This window comes from Caldimonas tepidiphila, from assembly GCF_003569765.1.
GTDB classification, from domain to species: Bacteria; Pseudomonadota; Gammaproteobacteria; order Burkholderiales; family Burkholderiaceae_C; genus Caldimonas; species Caldimonas tepidiphila.
In genome coordinates, this window is the sequence record NZ_KZ983971.1 from 724 (window position 1) to 18033 (window position 17310).

At 66.2% G+C, this 17310-nt stretch carries 15 protein-coding genes and 1 pseudogene; 14 read left to right on the forward strand and 2 right to left on the reverse strand.

Annotated features, from left to right (window positions below):
• Positions 1-367: 367 nt before the first annotated feature.
• Positions 368-982 (reverse strand): ZIP family metal transporter, encoded by a 615-nt coding sequence (locus D3A59_RS03695; protein WP_336470400.1) that lies wholly within the window; start codon positions 980-982, stop codon positions 368-370.
• Between D3A59_RS03695 and D3A59_RS26195 the strand changes: the two genes are divergently transcribed.
• Both D3A59_RS26195 and D3A59_RS25205 read left to right on the forward strand, forming a co-directional pair.
• A complete protein-coding gene (locus D3A59_RS26195; protein WP_240635928.1) occupies positions 878-3742 on the forward strand; it encodes an indolepyruvate ferredoxin oxidoreductase family protein in 2865 nt (954 codons plus the stop codon). The genes D3A59_RS03695 and D3A59_RS26195 overlap by 105 nt on opposite strands.
• A gap of 39 nt (positions 3743-3781) precedes the next feature.
• Positions 3782-3931 (forward strand): hypothetical protein, encoded by a 150-nt coding sequence (locus D3A59_RS25205; protein ID WP_157991386.1) that lies wholly within the window; start codon positions 3782-3784, stop codon positions 3929-3931.
• A 119-nt stretch (positions 3932-4050) separates the two neighbouring features.
• Here the strand turns inward: D3A59_RS25205 and D3A59_RS03705 are convergent, their stop codons facing one another.
• The gene (locus D3A59_RS03705) at positions 4051-4941 is read right to left on the reverse strand and encodes a LysR family transcriptional regulator (RefSeq protein WP_119153575.1); all 891 of its coding nucleotides are present in this window, start codon (positions 4939-4941) and stop codon (positions 4051-4053) included.
• 137 nt (positions 4942-5078) lie between these two features.
• On the opposite strand from D3A59_RS03705, the gene D3A59_RS03710 reads away from it, so the two are divergent.
• The 12 genes and pseudogenes from D3A59_RS03710 to D3A59_RS26200 form a co-directional block, all read left to right on the forward strand.
• The gene (locus D3A59_RS03710; RefSeq protein WP_119153576.1) at positions 5079-6047 is read left to right on the forward strand and encodes a Bug family tripartite tricarboxylate transporter substrate binding protein; all 969 of its coding nucleotides are present in this window, start codon (positions 5079-5081) and stop codon (positions 6045-6047) included.
• Positions 6048-6113: 66 nt separating this feature from the next.
• A complete protein-coding gene (locus D3A59_RS03715) occupies positions 6114-6812 on the forward strand; it encodes an RraA family protein (RefSeq protein ID WP_119153577.1) in 699 nt (232 codons plus the stop codon).
• Positions 6809-7729, forward strand: coding sequence for an NAD(P)-dependent oxidoreductase (locus D3A59_RS03720; protein ID WP_119153578.1), 921 nt, complete (start codon positions 6809-6811; stop codon positions 7727-7729). Before D3A59_RS03715 ends, D3A59_RS03720 begins: the two co-directional genes overlap by 4 nt.
• Positions 7730-7745: 16 nt before the next feature.
• The gene (locus tag D3A59_RS03725; RefSeq protein ID WP_119153579.1) at positions 7746-8810 is read left to right on the forward strand and encodes a cyclase family protein; all 1065 of its coding nucleotides are present in this window, start codon (positions 7746-7748) and stop codon (positions 8808-8810) included.
• A gap of 30 nt (positions 8811-8840) precedes the next feature.
• Positions 8841-9803, forward strand: coding sequence for a tripartite tricarboxylate transporter substrate binding protein (locus D3A59_RS03730; RefSeq protein ID WP_240635926.1), 963 nt, complete (start codon positions 8841-8843; stop codon positions 9801-9803).
• Between the two features lie 27 nt (positions 9804-9830).
• Positions 9831-10796, forward strand: a complete 966-nt coding sequence (locus D3A59_RS03735) for a Bug family tripartite tricarboxylate transporter substrate binding protein (RefSeq protein WP_119153581.1) — start codon at positions 9831-9833, stop codon at positions 10794-10796.
• A gap of 24 nt (positions 10797-10820) precedes the next feature.
• The gene (locus D3A59_RS03740; protein ID WP_119153582.1) at positions 10821-11747 is read left to right on the forward strand and encodes an SMP-30/gluconolactonase/LRE family protein; all 927 of its coding nucleotides are present in this window, start codon (positions 10821-10823) and stop codon (positions 11745-11747) included.
• A 36-nt stretch (positions 11748-11783) separates the two neighbouring features.
• Positions 11784-12809, forward strand: a complete 1026-nt coding sequence (locus tag D3A59_RS03745; protein ID WP_119153583.1) for a tripartite tricarboxylate transporter substrate binding protein — start codon at positions 11784-11786, stop codon at positions 12807-12809.
• Between the two features lie 26 nt (positions 12810-12835).
• Positions 12836-13804, forward strand: coding sequence for a Bug family tripartite tricarboxylate transporter substrate binding protein (locus tag D3A59_RS03750; RefSeq protein WP_240635927.1), 969 nt, complete (start codon positions 12836-12838; stop codon positions 13802-13804).
• Positions 13805-13806: 2 nt separating this feature from the next.
• Positions 13807-14667 (forward strand): amidohydrolase family protein, encoded by an 861-nt coding sequence (locus tag D3A59_RS03755; protein ID WP_119153585.1) that lies wholly within the window; start codon positions 13807-13809, stop codon positions 14665-14667.
• Between the two features lie 76 nt (positions 14668-14743).
• The gene (gene fahA / locus D3A59_RS03760) at positions 14744-16063 is read left to right on the forward strand and encodes a fumarylacetoacetase (protein WP_119153586.1); all 1320 of its coding nucleotides are present in this window, start codon (positions 14744-14746) and stop codon (positions 16061-16063) included.
• An 868-nt stretch (positions 16064-16931) separates the two neighbouring features.
• A pseudogene (locus D3A59_RS26200) lies at positions 16932-17152 on the forward strand (integrase core domain-containing protein); the annotation flags it as partial.
• Positions 17153-17310: the final 158 nt, after the last annotated feature.

Genomic DNA, 17310 nt, shown 5'->3' on the forward strand with positions numbered 1-17310 from the left:
CTCACCAGCACCCAAACGGGTGCGGGGGAAAAATGAACTCGGCACCTCAACGTCCGGCGCTGGGATGCTGCTGGCCGCAAGCGCTGCGTCGCGTCCGATCATGGCTGGCCCGGTGGAAGTGGCTCAGCACCTGCTGGCTCGCGTGGCGCAACAGGCCCCCTCCACCCGAGCTCACCGAACTGATCTCGGCCGTCGCAGCAGGCCTTGGAATCAACCTCTATCTCCGGGAATAACAAACTATCGCTAGTGGTGTGAATCGCAAATTCGCATACTGCTTGAACGGAAGGTTTCGACCCAGAGCGGCGCATGGATGAAGGGAAAGCGGACGCTGCCCAGTCTCTACTCGTCGGTCGATCATCAGCTCCGATCAATGAACATGCAGCAGGCGCATTAGCAGGGCAATGAGACTCAAGCCACTGCCGATTCCGACGAGTTGTTCCACGGTTCCTCGCAGCGCTAAGCGACGCTGCAACTGCGGGATCAGATCGGCCACCGCGACGTAGACGAAGCTCGACGCGGCGACGACGAGCAGGTAGGGGAAGTAGTCCTCCCAGGCGCCGACGACGAAGTAGCCCGCCACCCCTCCCGCCACCGCCGCCAGCCCCGACAGCGCGTTGTAGAAGAGCGCCTTGCGGCGCGTGAAGCCGGCGTTGAGCAGCACGATGTAGTCGCCCACCTCCTGCGGGATCTCGTGCGCGATCACCGCGAGCGCGGTCACGACGCCGAGCTGCGTGTCGGCGAGGAAGGCCGCGGCGATGATCACGCCGTCGCAGAAGTTGTGGATGCTGTTGCCCACCAGCACGCTCCAGCCGCCGCGCCCGGCCTGCTCGGCGTCGAAGCCATGGTGGTGATGGTGATGCGGGTGGTCGCCCTCGTGATGGTGGCCGTGCCGGTAGAGCTCCGCCTTCTCGTCCCCGTCCCGGCCGACGGCTTCTCGATCCGCTGGCCCGACCCTCCGCTGGAGCAGGAGAACCGTCTGCAGCGCGAGCGGCTGTACGCGCTCTTGGAGTACGTGCGCCTGAACAAGCTCAACCGCCAGGACTGGGACGCGCCGGGCGCTAAGCTCGGCATCGTCACCACCGGCAAGAGCTATCTCGACGTGCGCGAGGCGCTGGCGATGCTCGGCATCGACGAGGCGCGCGCCCGGGAGATGGGCCTGCGCCTGCTGAAGATCGGCGTGGTCTGGCCGCTGGAGCCGGAGTGCATCGTCGAGTTCGCGCAGGGGCTCGACGAGATCCTGGTGGTGGAGGAGAAGCGCCAGATCCTCGAGTACCAGATCAAGGAGCACCTCTACAACGAGCCGAGCCGCCCGCGCGTGGTCGGCAAGTACGATGAGACCGGCGAGTGGGTCAAGGTGCCGAAGAGCGGCATCCTGCTGTCGCCCAACGGCGAGCTCACGCCGGGCGACATCGCGCAGGTGCTCGCGCGCCGCATCGCCAAGGTGCTGGGCGAGGAGGCGCTCGGCGAGCGCGGCCGGCCCTACCTCGGCTGTGCGGCCGCGGCCGAGGGTTTTGCACGCGCCGAGCCCGGCGCGGCGCAGCGCCTGCCCTACTTCTGCTCGGGCTGCCCGCACAACACCAGCACCAAGGTGCCCGAGGGCAGCAAGGCGCTTGCGGGCATCGGCTGCCACTACATGGCGATGTGGATGGACCGCCGCACCGAGACCTTCAGCCAGATGGGCGGCGAGGGCGTGGCCTGGATCGGGCAGGCGTCCTTCACCGGCACGGAGCACGTCTTCGCCAACCTCGGCGACGGCACCTACATGCACTCCGGCTCGCTCGCGATCCGCGCGGCGGTGGCCGCCGGCGTGAACATCACCTACAAGATCCTCGTCAACGACGCGGTGGCGATGACCGGCGGCCAGCCAGTCGAGGGCGCGCCCTCCGTGCCGCAGATCCTGCAGCAGCTCGCCGCCGAGGGCGTCAAGGCGTTGCACCTGGTGAGCGACGAGCCGGAGAACTTCCGGGGCATGGCGGGGCTGCCCGCCGGGGTCGAGATCGGCCACCGCGACGGCATGGACGCGCTGCAGCGCCGGCTGCGCGAGACCCGGGGCGTGTCGGTGATCGTCTACGCCCAGGTCTGCGCGGCCGAGAAGCGCCGCCGGCGCAAGCAGAAGAAGCTCGCCGATCCACCGAAGCGCGTCGTGATCAACGAGGAGGTGTGCGAGGGCTGCGGCGACTGCGGCGTGCAATCCAACTGCGTGTCGATCCTGCCGCTGGAGACCGAGCTCGGCCGCAAGCGCACCATCGACCAGAGTTCGTGCAACAAGGACTACTCCTGCGTGAAGGGCTTCTGCCCGAGCCTCGTGACGGTCGAGGGGGGCCAGCTGCGCAAGCCCGCGAAGAGCAAGGCCGTCGTGCCGGCCGACCTGCCGGCGCCGGCTCTGCCGGCCCTCGCCCGGCCCTGGAACGTGCTGATCACCGGCGTCGGCGGCACCGGCGTGGTGACGATCGGCGCGCTGATGGGCATGGCCGCGCACATCGAGGGCAAGGGCGTGCTGGTGCTCGACATGGCGGGCATGGCGCAGAAGGGCGGGGCGGTGATGTCGCACGTGCGGCTCGCCTCGGCTCCGGCCGGCCTGCACGCGGCGCGCGTGCCCGTCGGCCAGGCCGACCTGGTGCTGGGCTGCGACCTGATGGTCGGCGCGGGCAAGGAGGCGCTGGCGGCGATGTCGGCCGGGCGCACCCGCACGGTGATGAACGCCGACGTGGCCCCGACCGGCGCCTTCACCCGCGACCCGGACTGGAGCGTGTCGCCCGAGGCGATGCTGGCGCGGGTGCGCAACGCGGCCCCCGACACCGAGGTGGTCGATGCGACGAAGCTCGCGACCGCGCTGATGGGCGACGCGGTGGCGACCAATGTCTTCGTGCTCGGCTACGCCTGGCAGAAGGGCTGGGTGCCGCTCGGCGAGGCCGCGCTGATGCGCGCCATCGAGCTCAACGGCGCGGCCGTCGAGATGAACAAGGCCGCCTTCGCCTGGGGGCGCCAGGCGGCGCTCGACCTGGCGAAGGTGCGCGCGGCCGCCGGCGTGGACAGGGGCGTTCCGATCGTGATGATGCCGCGGCGCACGCCCGACCTCGCGACGCTGCTCGCCGACCGCACGAAGCGCCTCGCGGCCTACCAGAACGCCGCCTACGCGAAGCGCTACGAGGACTTCGTGCGCGGGATCGCCGCGGTGGAGGCGGAGCGCGTCGGCGGCGAACGCTTCAGCCGCGAGGTGGCGGTGAGCCTGTACCAGCTGATGGCCTACAAGGACGAGTACGAGGTGGCGCGGCTGTACGTCGAGTCGGGCTTCTTCGAGCGCGTGCAACGCCAGTTCGAGGGCGACTTCAAGCTGCGCTTCCACCTCGCGCCGCCGCTGCTCGCAAAGCGCGACGCGCAGGGCCGGCTACTCAAGCAGTCCTACGGCCCCTGGGTGGCCACGGCCTTCAAGTGGCTCGCGAAGGCGAAGTTCCTGCGCGGCACCGCGCTGGACCCGTTCGGCCACACCGGGGAGCGGCGCGGCGAGCGCGCGGCGATCGGCGCCTTCGAGGCGCTGATGCGCGAGGTGGCGGCGGGGCTGGACGCCCAGCGGTTGCCCACCGCGCTGGAGCTGGCGCGCCTGCCGCAGAGCGTGCGCGGCTATGGCCACGTGAAGGAAAACAACCATCACGCGGCGACGGTCCGGCAGGCGGCGCTTCTGCAGGATTTCATGCAGGGGCATCCATCCACTGAAAGTAAGGATGCACGGGCGGCTGCTTGAGGGAGCTTTTAGAGACCGCCCCTGCGTCATGATGCGGGGATGAGCAGCAAGAAGACCAAGACGCCGAAGGAGCTGGCGCTGCAAGGCGACATGATCGTGCAGCACCATCGCGACCAGAAGCTGCAGCAGTACACCGACAACCTACTTAGGTGCCTGTGCTTCGTCATAGCCGTGTCCTCAATGATCTGAAGCAGCCAGCGTGGCCAAGCGTGTGCCTAGATGAAGCGAGGATCGCCGCAAAAAAGCCCGCTGTCGGCCAAAAGCATTAGTTGACAAGCGTTGGCAATAAGAAAGCGTGCGGCGCTGTTTCAAGTCAGAGCCTGCGCCTGCGACAGGAGTGCGATGAGACGAGCGGCAACAGGTGGCAAGTAGCTTTCTTCACGATGTGTCACGACAAGCCGTCGACGCATCGTTGCCTCTTCCACCGGAATCTCCTTCAGCTTCGTGCCGTCCTGCCGACCCTCGAGATGGTGACGTGAGATGAAGCTCAAAAGGCCTGTCTCGGCGATCAGGGTGGGCAGCATCAGCAGCATCGTGCTTTCCACCTGCACCCGCGGCCGGGGAAGCCCCTGCCGATCAAAGGTGTGATCAAGCCAGTCCCGGGTCGGGGCCCCGGGAGGCTGCAAGGCCCATCGATAGGCACTCAGGTCTTCCAGGGTCGGCTTGCTCCGGAACAACTCGTGGCTCGAACTCGCAGCCACCACGATCACGTCCTCGGCGAGCACTTGCGAGACGAACCCGTCTTCCGGGGGGCTCTCCGTGCCAATCATGAGGTCGATCTCCCCGGCACGAAGCAAGGGCTTTAGCGTGTCGATCAAGCCGACGACCGTGCGCATCGTCACCTCGGGCGCCTCGCGGAGCAACTGCTGCGCCGCAGGCGGCAACAGGAACTGCGCAGCAGTGGGGACGATGCCGATGCGCACATGGCCGGACAAACCCTGGCCGAGGCTGGCGATCTCCAGCTTGGCATCCTCCACATCGAAGCGCAGGCGCTGCGCCCACTTCAGTAGCACCTTGCCCGCCATGGTGAGCCGGATGCCACGACCGGCCTTCTCGAACAGCGGCGCGCCGCATTCCTCCTCCAAGCGATCAATACAACTGGTCAAAGCAGGCTGGGTGCGGTGCAGCCGTTCCGCCGCCCGTCCGATGTGCTCGAGTTGAGCGATGACTTCGAAGTAGCGCAGGTCTCGCAGATCCATACCAAAAGCCTGATCTATGTTTTTTCAAAAACAATCGATTGGACTGTATGTGTTGGCAGGCGAATACTCAAGCCAGAACAAAGAACCTCACTTGCCGTGAGGCCGAAACCAGGACCACGTTCCCTTTGGAGACAGCCATGAGTTTGACCCGCCGCACCTTGCTGGCACTTGCTGCCGCCACCTTGTCCACCGGTGCCTTCGCACAGGCTTGGCCGGCCAAGCCTATCCGCCTCGTCGTGCCCTTCCCGCCGGGCGGCGGCACCGACACCATCGCGCGTGAAACCAGCCAGAAGGTGGCTGCAGCCACGGGTTGGACTTTCGTGATCGAGAACAGGCCCGGCGCCGGCGGCAACCTGGGGGTGGATACCGTGGCCAAGGCGCCGGCAGACGGGTACACCATCGTTCTGGGGCAGACGAGCAACCTCGCGATCAACCCCACGTTGTACGCCAAGATCCCTTACGACTCGCAGAAGGATCTTGCGCCGGTCGTCCACATCGCGAATGCCCCGCTGGTTCTGGTGACAAGTGCCGCCTCGCCCTACAAGACCTTGGCGGATGCAGTGAAAGCCGCGAAAGCCAGGCCCGGTGCAGTGAATTTCGCGTCGCCCGGAAACGGCACCGTGGCTCACCTGACAAGCGAGTTGCTCCAGAGGTCCGCGGGCCTTCAGATGCAGCATGTGCCCTACAAGGGCGCGGCCCAGGCAATGACCGATGTGATCAGCGGCAACGTCGAGCTGTACATGTCCTCGGTCCCGACGATGCTCGGCCAGATCAGGCAGGGCAAGATGCGCCCACTGGCCGTCACGTCGGCCAAGCGCGTGGACGACCTGCCGAATGTCCCGACGATCAACGAGTCGGGCTACAAGGGCTTCGATTCGGTGACCTGGTTCGGCCTGCTGGCCCCGGCAGGAACGCCGAAGGACGTGGTCGCGAAGCTCAACGCCGAGTTCAACAAGGCGCTGCAACAGCCGGACCTGCGCAAGCGGCTGAGCGACGAAGGGGCCGACCCGGTGGGCGGCACCCCTGAGCAGTTCGCATCCCTCATCAAGGACGAAATCGTCCGATGGGGCAAGGTCGTCAAGGACTCCGGGGCGAAGGTCGACTGACCCGCCGCCGCCTCATTCCTCTTACGCCGGCCCGTGCGCCGGCATTCCACAGGAGCAAAGACCATCATGGGTCAAGCCGCTGCATTGCCTGATGTCATTCGCGACATCGAACGTGTCGCTCCCGACATCGTCGAACAGGCCTCCAAGTACCCCTCGTCCATCCTTGCCGACGTCGCCGGCCGGCGCGGTGCGCTGCACGGCCGTATCGGCCCCCTGTCGCCTTCGATGAGGTTTGCCGGACCGGCGATCACCGTCGAACTACGCCCGGGCGACAACCTGATGATCCATGCGGCGATGGCCGTCGCGAAGCCGGGCGACGTGATCGTCGTCGACGGCAAGGGCGACCTGAGCAGCGCGCTGATGGGCGAGATCATGTCGCAGCAGTGCGTGGCCCTCGGCATCGCCGCCCTCGTGATCGACGGCGCAGTGCGCGACAGCGAAGCGATCCGCGAACTCGGCTTCCCGATGTTCGCTGCGGGTCTGAACCCGAACGGGCCGACCAAGTTCGTGCCAGGGCGGCTCAACCATCCGATCTCCATCGGTGGCGTGACCGTGAATCCCGGCGACCTGGTGGTGGGCGACGCCGATGGCGTCACGGTGATCGAGCGCGACAAGGCAGCTTCCCTGCTGCCGCTGGCGGCCGAGAAGGTGGCGGCCGAGACGAAGCGCATCGAGGACATCAAGAGCCGCAAGGCACTGCGGCCGAGCTGGCTGGATGGCGCGCTGCGCGCTGCGGGTGTGATCAAGGAAGGGGAAACGCTGTGAGCCAGAAGCCCGTTTTCCTGGTCACCGGATCCGACCTCGCGCCGCAAGCACTCGCCCTGCTCGGCGACTACGAAGTCGTCTATGCCGGAAAGACTCCCACGGAGGAAGGCATCGTTGCGCTGTGCAAGCAGCATGACCCGGTGGCCATCATCGTGCGCTACAGCAAGGTCGGCGCAGCGGCGATGGATGCAGCGCCGAGCCTGAAGGTCATTTCCAAGCACGGCAGCGGCACCGACACCATCGACAAGGTGGCGGCCGCGGCACGAGGCATCCCGGTAGTCGCCGCTGTCGGTGCGAACGCTGCGGCGGTTGCCGAGCAGGCCCTCGCCCTGCTGCTTGCATGTGCCAAGTCGGTGGTGGGACTCAACGAGCGCATGCACGCGGGTCATTGGGACAAGGCGACGCACAAGAGCGTCGAGCTCGAAGGCCGCACGGTCGGCGTGATCGGCCTGGGTGCCATCGGCCAGCGCTTCGCGCGCATGGCCGACGCGATGGGCATGCGGGTGCTGGGTTTCGATCCGTACGCAAAGGATCTGCCGTCCTACATCACAACGGTCGACCTCGACACCCTCTGGCGCGAGGCCGACGCGATCTCGCTGCACTGTCCTCTCACTCCGGACAACGCCCGGCTGATCAGTGCACAGACCCTGGCTGCCTGCAAGCCGGGGGTGATCATTGTCAACACCGCCCGGGGCGGGCTGATCGACGAGGACGCGCTTCTCGAAGCCATCCGCTCGGGCCGGGTTGCGAGTGCGGGCCTCGACAGCTTCGCCATCGAGCCGATGACGGCGCCTCACCCTTTCCACGGCGAGCCGCGCATCGTGCTGAGCCCGCACATCGGCGGCGTGACGGCCGACGCCTACGTGAAGATGGGTGTGGCCGCCGCACAGAACGCCCTGGCTGTCCTGAACCGCTGAGTTAGGAGCAGTGGACATGTCGTTGCGCTGGAAGCATGCCCCGGAGGGTTCGAACTGGGGCGAGTTCGGACCTGACGACCAACGGGGTCGGATGAACTTGGTGACGACCGAGAAGGTGCTGCAAGGCGTTGCCGAGGTGAAGGTGGGGCGCACCTTCTGTCTGAGCCTACCGCTGGACGTGCCCGGCGGGCAGGCAATGAATCCGCGCCGCATGGCACCGCGGCGGTATGCGGTGCTGCGCGACGGCAAGAGCGCGGGGCAGCAGGGCTTCTGCTGGTCCTACGCGGCCGAGGACGCGGAACTCACCGATGTCGTCAACGACGACGTCGTGCTGATGAGCCTGCAGTACTCGACGCAGTGGGACAGCCTGGCGCATGTGGGCAGCCGCTTCGATGCCGACGGCGACGGCGAGGCCGAGGCGGTGTTCTATAACGGTTTTCGCGCAGGGGAGCACGTTCTGCCCGGCACGGAAGACCCGACGGCCGCCGAGCCCTTCGCGCGCTATCCCGAGCCGCGCGCCGAGGCCCTTGGCATTGAGCGGCTGGCCGAGCACGGCGCGCAGGGCCGCGGCGTGATGATCGACCTCGAGCATCACCTCGGCCGCAAGCGCCAAGCGGTGGGCTACGACGCGCTGATGCGCATTCTCGAAGTCGATCGGGTCGAGATCGAGACCGGGGACATGGTGTGCCTGCACACCGGCTTCGCCGACACGCTGCTGGCAATGAACCGCCGCCCAGATGTCGAACACCTGCATCAGAGCGGCAGCGGTCTGGACGGCTGGGACAGCAAGCTACTGAACTGGATCGTCGACGTGAAGCTGGCCTGCCTGCTGGCTGACAACCCGGCCGTCGAACTGGTAGTGCCCAAGTTCTCCACCCCTACCCCCATGCGCCGCCCCCGGCTGCCGCTGCACGAGCACTGCCTCTTCAAGAATGGCATCCATCTCGGCGAGCTGTGGTACCTGACCGAGCTCGCGCGTTGGCTGCGAGCTCATGACCGCTCCCGTTTCCTGCTTACCGCGCCACCCCTTCGCCTGCCGGGTGCGGTGGGCTCGCCCGCGACGCCGATCGCGACTGTCTGAGCCCCCGGCTACACCACAACGGAGACACGTATGAAACGCCTGATGAAGTCACTTGCAGCCATTGTGTCGATGACATGTGCATGCGCTGCCCATGCGGAGTGGCCGGAGAAGCCAGTCAAGATGGTCGTGCCGTATGCGCCCGGCGGTGCTGCAGACGCAGTGGCTCGTGTCGTGGCCACCGAGCTCGGCGCGCGGCTGAAGCAGCAGGTCATTGTCGAGAACAAGCCGGGTGCCGGTGGCACGATCGGCGCCCAGGCGGTCGCACAAGCGCCGGCCGATGGCTACACCTTCCTCTACGACGCCACGTCGTTCACAGTCAACCCGAGCCTGTTCCCGAAGCTCCGGTTCGACTACTTGAAGGACTTCGCCGCCGTCGGCATGGTGGCGCGCATTCCGACCCTGCTGGTCGTGCCATCGAACTCGCCGATCAATTCCGTGGCCGATCTCGTGCAGCGTGCGCGTGCCACACCGGACCGGATCACATACGCCTCTGCGGGCAACGGCAGTGCAGCCCACCTGAGCGCCGCACTGTTCGGCCAAGGCTTCAACGTCGGATTGGTCCATGTGCCTTACAAGGGCGGCGCGCCTGCACTTACCGACCTCGCTGGTGGACAGGTCGATTTGATGTTCAGTGCGGTCACCGCTTCCGGGCCGCTGATCAAGTCCGGCAAGCTCAAGGCGATCGCCACTGCATTCGATCAACGCGTCGATGCATTTCCTCAGGTTCCAACCGTGGCGGAGTCCGGCCTGCCGGGATTCCGTGCCTACGAGTGGAATGCGATCTGGGCGCCGACCGGGACTCCGCCCGCCATCCGTAACCGGATGGAGGCCGAACTCCGCTCGGCACTTTCCCAGCCTGCCATGCGCCAGCGCTTCGCGGAAATGGGTGCACTGCCCGCAACGGGAAGCGCCAAGGACCTTACTGAATTCGTGAAAGCCGAAACCGCCAAGTGGGCCTCGGTCATCAAGACTGCCGACATCAAGCTGGACTGAACTCCAGCCTCTACAGGAGACATTGCCATGAAATTTTCGATGCGCATTGCGGTCGCTGCAGCGGCCCTCACGATGGCCGGCCTGGCACAGGCACAGACTTGGCCTGCAAAGCCCGTGAAGATCGTCGTGCCTTATGCGCCCGGCGGCTCCGTCGACGTGGTCACGCGCAAGATGGCGGCCAAGCTGCAGGAGCAGACCGGCCAGACCTTCTTCGTGGAGAACAAGGCCGGCGCGACCGGCACCATCGGCCTGTCGCAGGTCCTGCTGTCACCAGCAGATGGCTACACGCTGGCGGCCAATGACACGACCCATGCGTTGCTTCCCCACATCTTCAAGACGCTACGCTTCGACCCTGTCCAGGACTTGATCCCCGTCAGTGCATTCGTGTTCGCACCGATGGGAGTGGTCGTCAAGGCCGACTCCAAGTACAAGACGCTCGCCAACTTGATTGCAGATGCCAAGGCCGAGCCCAACAAGGTGACGTACGGTACGGGCGGGGCGGGCACCACCCCTCACTTCGTCAGCGAAGCGCTGGGGATCGCCACAGGGGTGAATTTCATGCACATCCCCTTCAAGGGGGCAGGCGAAGCCACGCTCGGGATGCTGGCAGGCACCGTGGACTTCCAGATTGCCTCCACGCCTGGTGTCATGAGCAACGTCAAGGGCGGCAAGGCGCGATTGCTGGCGGTGAGCGGCAGCAAGCGTCTGGCCTCACTGCCTGACGTGCCGACATTTACCGAAGCCGGAGTCAAGGATTTCGGGCTGGTCAACTTCACGGGACTCTGGGCACCCAAGGGCACGCCGAAGGTCGTGATCGATCGGCTGCAGATGGAGATTGCGAAGGCGATGGCATCGCCGGACATGAAGGCGTTCGCGGAGAGCATCGCTTCCGAGCCCGGATACTGGGATGCTCCCACCTTCACCAAGGAACTGGGCGAACGGACCGTCTCCTGGGGCAAGGTGGCAGCGAACACTGCCTTCGAGCGCCAGTAAGCTGTACTGGACAAAGGGGGCCTCATGTTCCTGCTGCAAGCACCCATCCTGCGGGACACCGAGGTGTTCTCTCGCATGCCAGATCGCTTCCGCCGCACCGACGTTCGTTCGGAATGGGCGGATGCGAATCGCGGTGGTCAGCCGACCGACTCGTTCCTGGAGGGGCCCGTCTTTGACGCAAAGGGCAACCTCTACGTCTGCGACATTCCTTTCGGGCGCATCTTCCGCATCAGTTCCGACGGCGAGTGGGAGCAGGTCGCCGAATGGGCCGGCGAGCCCAACGGCATGAAGTTCCTGAATGACCGGGAGTTGCTGGTCACCGACTACCGCAACGGCCTGATGGTCTGTGACGTGTCGAGCGGCGCAGTCCGGCCGTACCTGGAGCGGCGCAACAGCGAACGCTTCAAGGGCGTCAACGACCTGATCTTCGACAGTCAGGGCAATCTCTACTTCACCGATCAGGGCCAGACCGGCTTGCATGATCCGACGGGTCGGTTGTACCGCTTGCGGACCGACGGTCGACTCGAGGTGCTGTTGTCCAACGTGCCGAGTCCGAACGGTGTGGCGCTTTCGGCGGACGAGCGGGTGCTGTTCCTCGCCGTGACTCGCGGCAACGCCGTGTGGCGCGTGCCACTGCTCGAGGACGGCAGCGTGTCCAAGGTCAGCACTTTCTTCACCTCCTACGGTCCCAGTGGTCCGGACGGCCTGGCGATGGATGGCAAGGGGCGGCTCATCGTCGCCAACCCGGGGCTGGGACTTGCCTGGGTGCTTAACCACCGTGCGGAGCCGGAGGTCGTGCTGCGCAGCTGCGCTGGTGCCTCGCTGACCAACGTGGCCTTCGGTGGACCAGAGCGCACGACCTTGTACTGCACCGAGTCGGTGACTGGATCGGTGCTGCGCGCGAGGCTTGACGCACCTGGACTTCCGATCCATCGGTCTGCTGCGCGATAGATAAATAAGCAACCGAGCAAAACAAGGAGACAAGCAATGAAAGCCCCTCAACTGTCCATCGAATCCCGGCAAGGTCGCCCGGGTCTTCGAATTTCCTGCCAGAGCGTGTTCGCCCTGCTCGCCGCACTGACAGCCGCGACGGCCGCCGCCGCTCAGCCCGCGGCGTATCCGCAGAAGCCCGTGAAGCTCATGGTAGGGTTCGCCGCCGGCGGCCCCTCGGATCTCGTCGCACGGGCTTTTGCGGATCACGCCGCCAAGGGCCTGGGCCAAGCGATGATCGTCGAGAACAAGCCTGGCGCGAATGCGGTACTCGCCAGCGAGGCCGTCGCGCAGGCCCAGCCGGACGGACTCACGCTGCTCGCGGCAGCGACGAACCACACGATGATCCCCGCGCTATATGCCGGGCGCGTCAAGTTTGACGCGGCCACTTCGTTCAAGCCGGTGTGCACGCTCGCGTCCAGCGCCACGGTGCTCGTAGTTGGCCCTGCCCTGCCGGTGAAATCCCTGAAGGAATTCCTGGATCGGGTGCGCGCGAATCCCGCGGGTGCGACCTTTGCCAGTCCAGGGCTGGGGAGTTCGCCCCACCTGGCGACCGAGGCGTTCCGCAAGCTCACGGGCACACAGATGGTTCACGTCCCCTACAAGGGCGCTGCGCCCGCCGTGAACGACCTCATGGGGGGCCAGGTCGACCTGTCCTTTGCGACGGTCGGGTCGGTACTTCCCCACATCAAGTCAGGCAAGCTGACCGCGCTCGCCGTCGCAGCACGCCAGCGCTCGGCGCTGCTGCCGCAGGTGCCGACGTTCGAGGAGGCAGGCCTCAAGGGCTTTGTCGTCGACACCTGGTACGGGCTCATGGCTCCCGCGGGAACGCCAGCAGACGTCATGCGCACGCTGGAGCGCGAGGCGGTCGGCTTCGCCCGCTCGCCCCAGATGCGCGAGCGCCTGACGGCCGCGGGCCTCGAGCCCCAGAGCATCTGCGGCGAGGCCTTCTCGGCGCAGGTGAAGCGCGAGATCGAGGCGAACGTGCGCCTGGCGCGCGAGCTCGACCTGAAGGCGGAATGAGCCGCCGGCTTCTACAGGAGAACTCCATGCGTCGAATCCGTCGCCTGCTGCTGACCGGCGCCCTGTGCGCAGTGGCGAACCTTGCGTACGCCCAATCCTATCCAACCAAGCCGATCAAGCTCATCGTGCCGTTTCCGCCCGGCGGCAACGTGGACCTGAGCGCACGCATCCTGGCGCCCGAGCTGTCCAAGGAACTCGGGCAGCCGTTCTTCGTCGAGAACCGCGCCGGCGCAGGGGGCACGCTGGGACTGGATGCCGTGGCCAAGGCAGCTCCCGACGGCCACACGCTCGGCATCGCCTCGCCCGTCAACCACCTGGCCGCGCCGTCGCTGTATCCGAAGCTGCCCTACGACTCGATCCGTGACTTCACGCCGATCGGCCTGATCGCCAGCGTGCCGATGGTGCTGGCCGTTGGGCCCTCGTCGCCGGCGAAGTCGGTGGGGGAGCTGCTCGCATTGGCACGCGCCAAGAACGGCAGCATGACTATGGCGTCCGCCGGCAGCGGGAGCGGCAACCACATCGTCGGCGAGCTGTTCCAGGACGCGACCGGCGTGAAGTTCGTGCACGTACCCTATAAGGGCAGCGCTCTCGCCAACAACGACCTGGCCGGCGGGCATGTCGACCTGCACATCGACCAGCTCTCCTCGGTGCTGCCGCTCCTGCAGGGCGGCCGGCTGCGCGCGCTCGCCGTCACTACGGCACGCCGCTCCCCGCTGCTGCCCAACGTGCCGACGCTGGCCGAGTCGGGCGTTCCCGATTTCGACGCGAGCACCACGCTGGGCCTCGTGATGCCGGGTCGTGCCGACCCGGAGCTCGCGAAGCGCCTGAATGCGGCCCTCCGTAACGTCCTCCAGCGCCCGGCGGTGCGCGAGCAGTTCGCCCGCCTGGGGGCCGAGGTGCGCGAGAGCACGCCCGAAGCGTACGCGCAGTTCATCCGCACCGAGATCGCGCGCACCGCCAAGATCGTGCGGGACGCGAAGATCACGCTCGATTGACCATGGACCTTGGACAGGGCTCGCCCCTCACCGCGGCCATGGCGGTCGACTGCCATCTACATGTCGTGGCGCCCCTAGACCGCTTCCCGATGGCGCAGGAGCGAAGCTACACGCCGCCGCCAGCGCCCCTGGAGCGCTGGCGCGACACCCTGGGGCCGCTCGGCATCACCCATGGCGTGCTCGTCCAGCCGAGCTTCTACGGCACCGACAACAGGGCCCTGCTGGACGCCCTGGCGCAAGGGCATGGACGCTTGGTGGGCGTGGCGGCGGTGACGCCGGACATCCCGGACCGGGACCTCGACCGGCTGGTCGATGCCGGGGTGCGAGGGGTGCGCATGGCGCATTTCGAGCCCGGCGATCCCCGCTCAATGGGCGGCTTCGTCCCGTTCGCCGCCTTCGATCCTCTCGAGGACCGGCTGCGCGAGCGCTCGATGCACCTGCAGCTCTTCACCGACAGCCGCCTGCTGCCGGCGCTCACTCCTCGCCTGAGGCGAGCGAAGGTGCCGGTTGTGATCGACCACATGGGACGCGCACCGGCATCGCTGGGCGCCGAACACGCCGGCATCAAGGCGATGCGCGCGCTCCTTGACGGAGGCGCGATCTGGGTCAAGCTCTCGGGCGTGGCGAACATCTCGGACAAGGCGCCCGGCTACGAGGACGCGCGCGCGATCCACGAGGTCCTGCTGGCGGCCCATCCCGAGCGGCTGCTGTGGGGTTCGGACTGGCCGCACACCAAGCGTTCGGGCACCGCACCTGACAGCGCGGCGCTGCTGCGGCTGTTTCACGACTGGACACCGCACCGACACGACTGCGACCGTATCCTGAACCGCAACCCGAGGTTGTTGTATCGCTTGCCGGAGTGACTCTTATCCGCTGGCCTGCCATGCGACACTCTCTAAACACATATTGAAGTTCCGAGATTTCACGGAAGGCAGGTCCATGTACGAATTGAACGAAACGCACGATGCGGGATTGCGCAGTTGGGTCGAGTCGGCCAACGCGCCAGACACCGACTTTCCGCTCCAGAATCTGCCGTTTGCCGTGTATCGCCGGCAGGGATCCCATGAGCCGCTTCGCGGCGGCGTCGCGATCGGAGACCAAATCCTCGACCTGAATGCGGCAGCGACGGCAGGAGCGTTTGAGGGCGAAGCCGCCGTGGCAGCGCGTGTAGCAGGAGGCGAGACCCTGAACGCGTTGATGGCCTTGGGCCCCAGGGCATGGTCTGCGTTGCGCCTCGCCTTGTCCCGAGCGCTGCGCGAGGGGTTCGATACGCAAAAAACGCTCTCGGCCTGTCTGCTTCCGCAGGCTCAGGCTGAGTACGGGGTGCCCGCGAGCATTGGTGACTACACCGATTTCTATACCTCAGTCCATCACGCCACCAACATCGGCCGGCAGTTCCGGCCCGACAACCCTTTGCTGCCGAACTACAAGTGGGTGCCGATCGGCTACCACGGGCGCGTCTCAAGCATCGGCGTGTCTGGACAAGCTTTTCCGAGGCCGATGGGCCAAACCTTACCGCCCGGGGCATTGCAGCCTGAATTTGGTCCTTGCAAGCGGCTGGACTACGAACTGGAGATCGGCATCTTCGTCGGTCCGGGCAACGTGGCCGGAGAGCCGATCCCGATCGCCGAGGCGGAGGCCCATGTCTTTGGCGTGTGTCTGCTCAACGACTGGTCAGCGCGGGACATCCAAGCCTGGGAATATCAACCGCTGGGGCCCTTCCTGTCCAAGAACTTCGCGACGACCCTCTCGCCCTGGATCGTCACGCTCGAGGCGCTGGCGCCGTTCCGAATGCCTTTCTCAAGACCGGCGGACGACCCGCAGCCGCTGCCTTACCTCGATGCCTCGTCTGATCGGGCACGGGGCGCCCTCGATCTGCAACTCGAGGTCCATCTGCAGTCCCAAAATATGCGGGAACAAGGTCTTGCACCGAAACGACTGACCCATACGAGCTACCGGCACGCCTACTGGACCATTTCGCAGTTGGTCGCCCACCACACCATCAATGGCTGCAACCTGAAACCCGGGGACCTGTTCGGGAGTGGCACGCTCTCGGGCCCCACACTGGACCAAGCCGGGGCCCTGATCGAACTGACTAAAGGCGGAAAAGAGCCGATCGTTATGCCAGACGGTCAGATGCGTACCTATCTGGAGGACGGTGATACGGTCATTCTCAAGGGATGGTGCGAAAGGCCCGGGGTCAGACGCATAGGTTTTGGGGAGTGCAGAGGCACTGTACTCCAACCCAAGACGTTGTAGATCGCGTCATGTGTGCGTCCCAAGGCAAGTCTTGATTAGAAACGAGGCTCAGCCGCACCTGATGGTGCTCTGAATCTTTGGTGGGGTGTGTGCGACATCGACAATGAGACAGGCCACCAAACCCTTGAGGTCGAATCGGCGGTTGAAGCGGTTCATCCCGCCAGGTAGGGCGCGGCGAGCTTCCACGGCTACAAGCTGCATGCCAACGTCGACGCGCGCCATAAGGCGCTACACCCGCTCGAACGCGCGCTTCTGATGCTCAGCCGGCAGCAGGCGCTTTTCGGACAGGTCCTCGTGCAGCGCCTGGGGCGCGGCGAGATCGATCTGGGTCCTCGCCTGCATTGGGGCCGCGGGAGCGGGCGGCGGTGTGACAGCGGCACCGTGGCCGGTTCCGCGCAGGATTTGCGCGGCGGCGCCTAGCATCAGCCTGGGACGGACCGGGGGCGCAGCCGGTGGAATTGCCTCGGTAAGCGCAGGCGCTGGCTCGGCCAGGTGCCTGCTCGGCTTCATGCAGTTCAGCCAAGGCCTGGGCCATCAGTGAGCCCGGCGCGAGCGACTGCAATGCGGCGGCGGCCCGCTCTGACAGGGCTGACCCGCAGCCGGTGCAGAAGTCGAAGAAGCTGCGCGTGTTGCGGCGTGCGCAGACTTAGCCCTGACCTTGAGGACGTTCTGAACATCGTTAATGGGCGCGAGGATCTGGCCGAAGAAATGGCCGCCGCCCCCGCTGAACTCTGAGAAGCCGTTGCCGCGGCCTTCGGCCCTCTGTTGAAGAACCAGGACTTCGCGAACGTGCTGCCGGGCCTGTTGGCCGAGCCGGAGCGCACTGGCCTTGGCATGGAACGCCTAAAAGGCTTGAGCCAATGAGCCTCACTGCGACGACAACGCCCCGATCAAGAGCTTGCAGGGGCAGCCTGAAGACCGAGCTCGTGCACCAGCGGCGCTGGTAGACGCGAGCGCGGGTCATGGCGGCGATCCGCGGAGTGGGTCGAGATCTTTTACAACTGTCAGCGGCGTCACAGTCGTCTGGGCTACCTGGCCCCGGCGGTCTTCGCGCAGCAGCATTTCAGCAACAGGGCGCAGGGGGCCTAAGTCCCGCTGTCTACGGTTGACAGTACACCTCAGCCTTCCCCTCCAGCCGCCTGCCCTCGCGGCTCAGTTGAGACGCCGCTCGGCCGCTACGGCTGCGGCAGGGTACGTATTCAGCCGGGGTGCTGAACTGAGGATCAGCCGGCGGGCTGGGGCAGGAG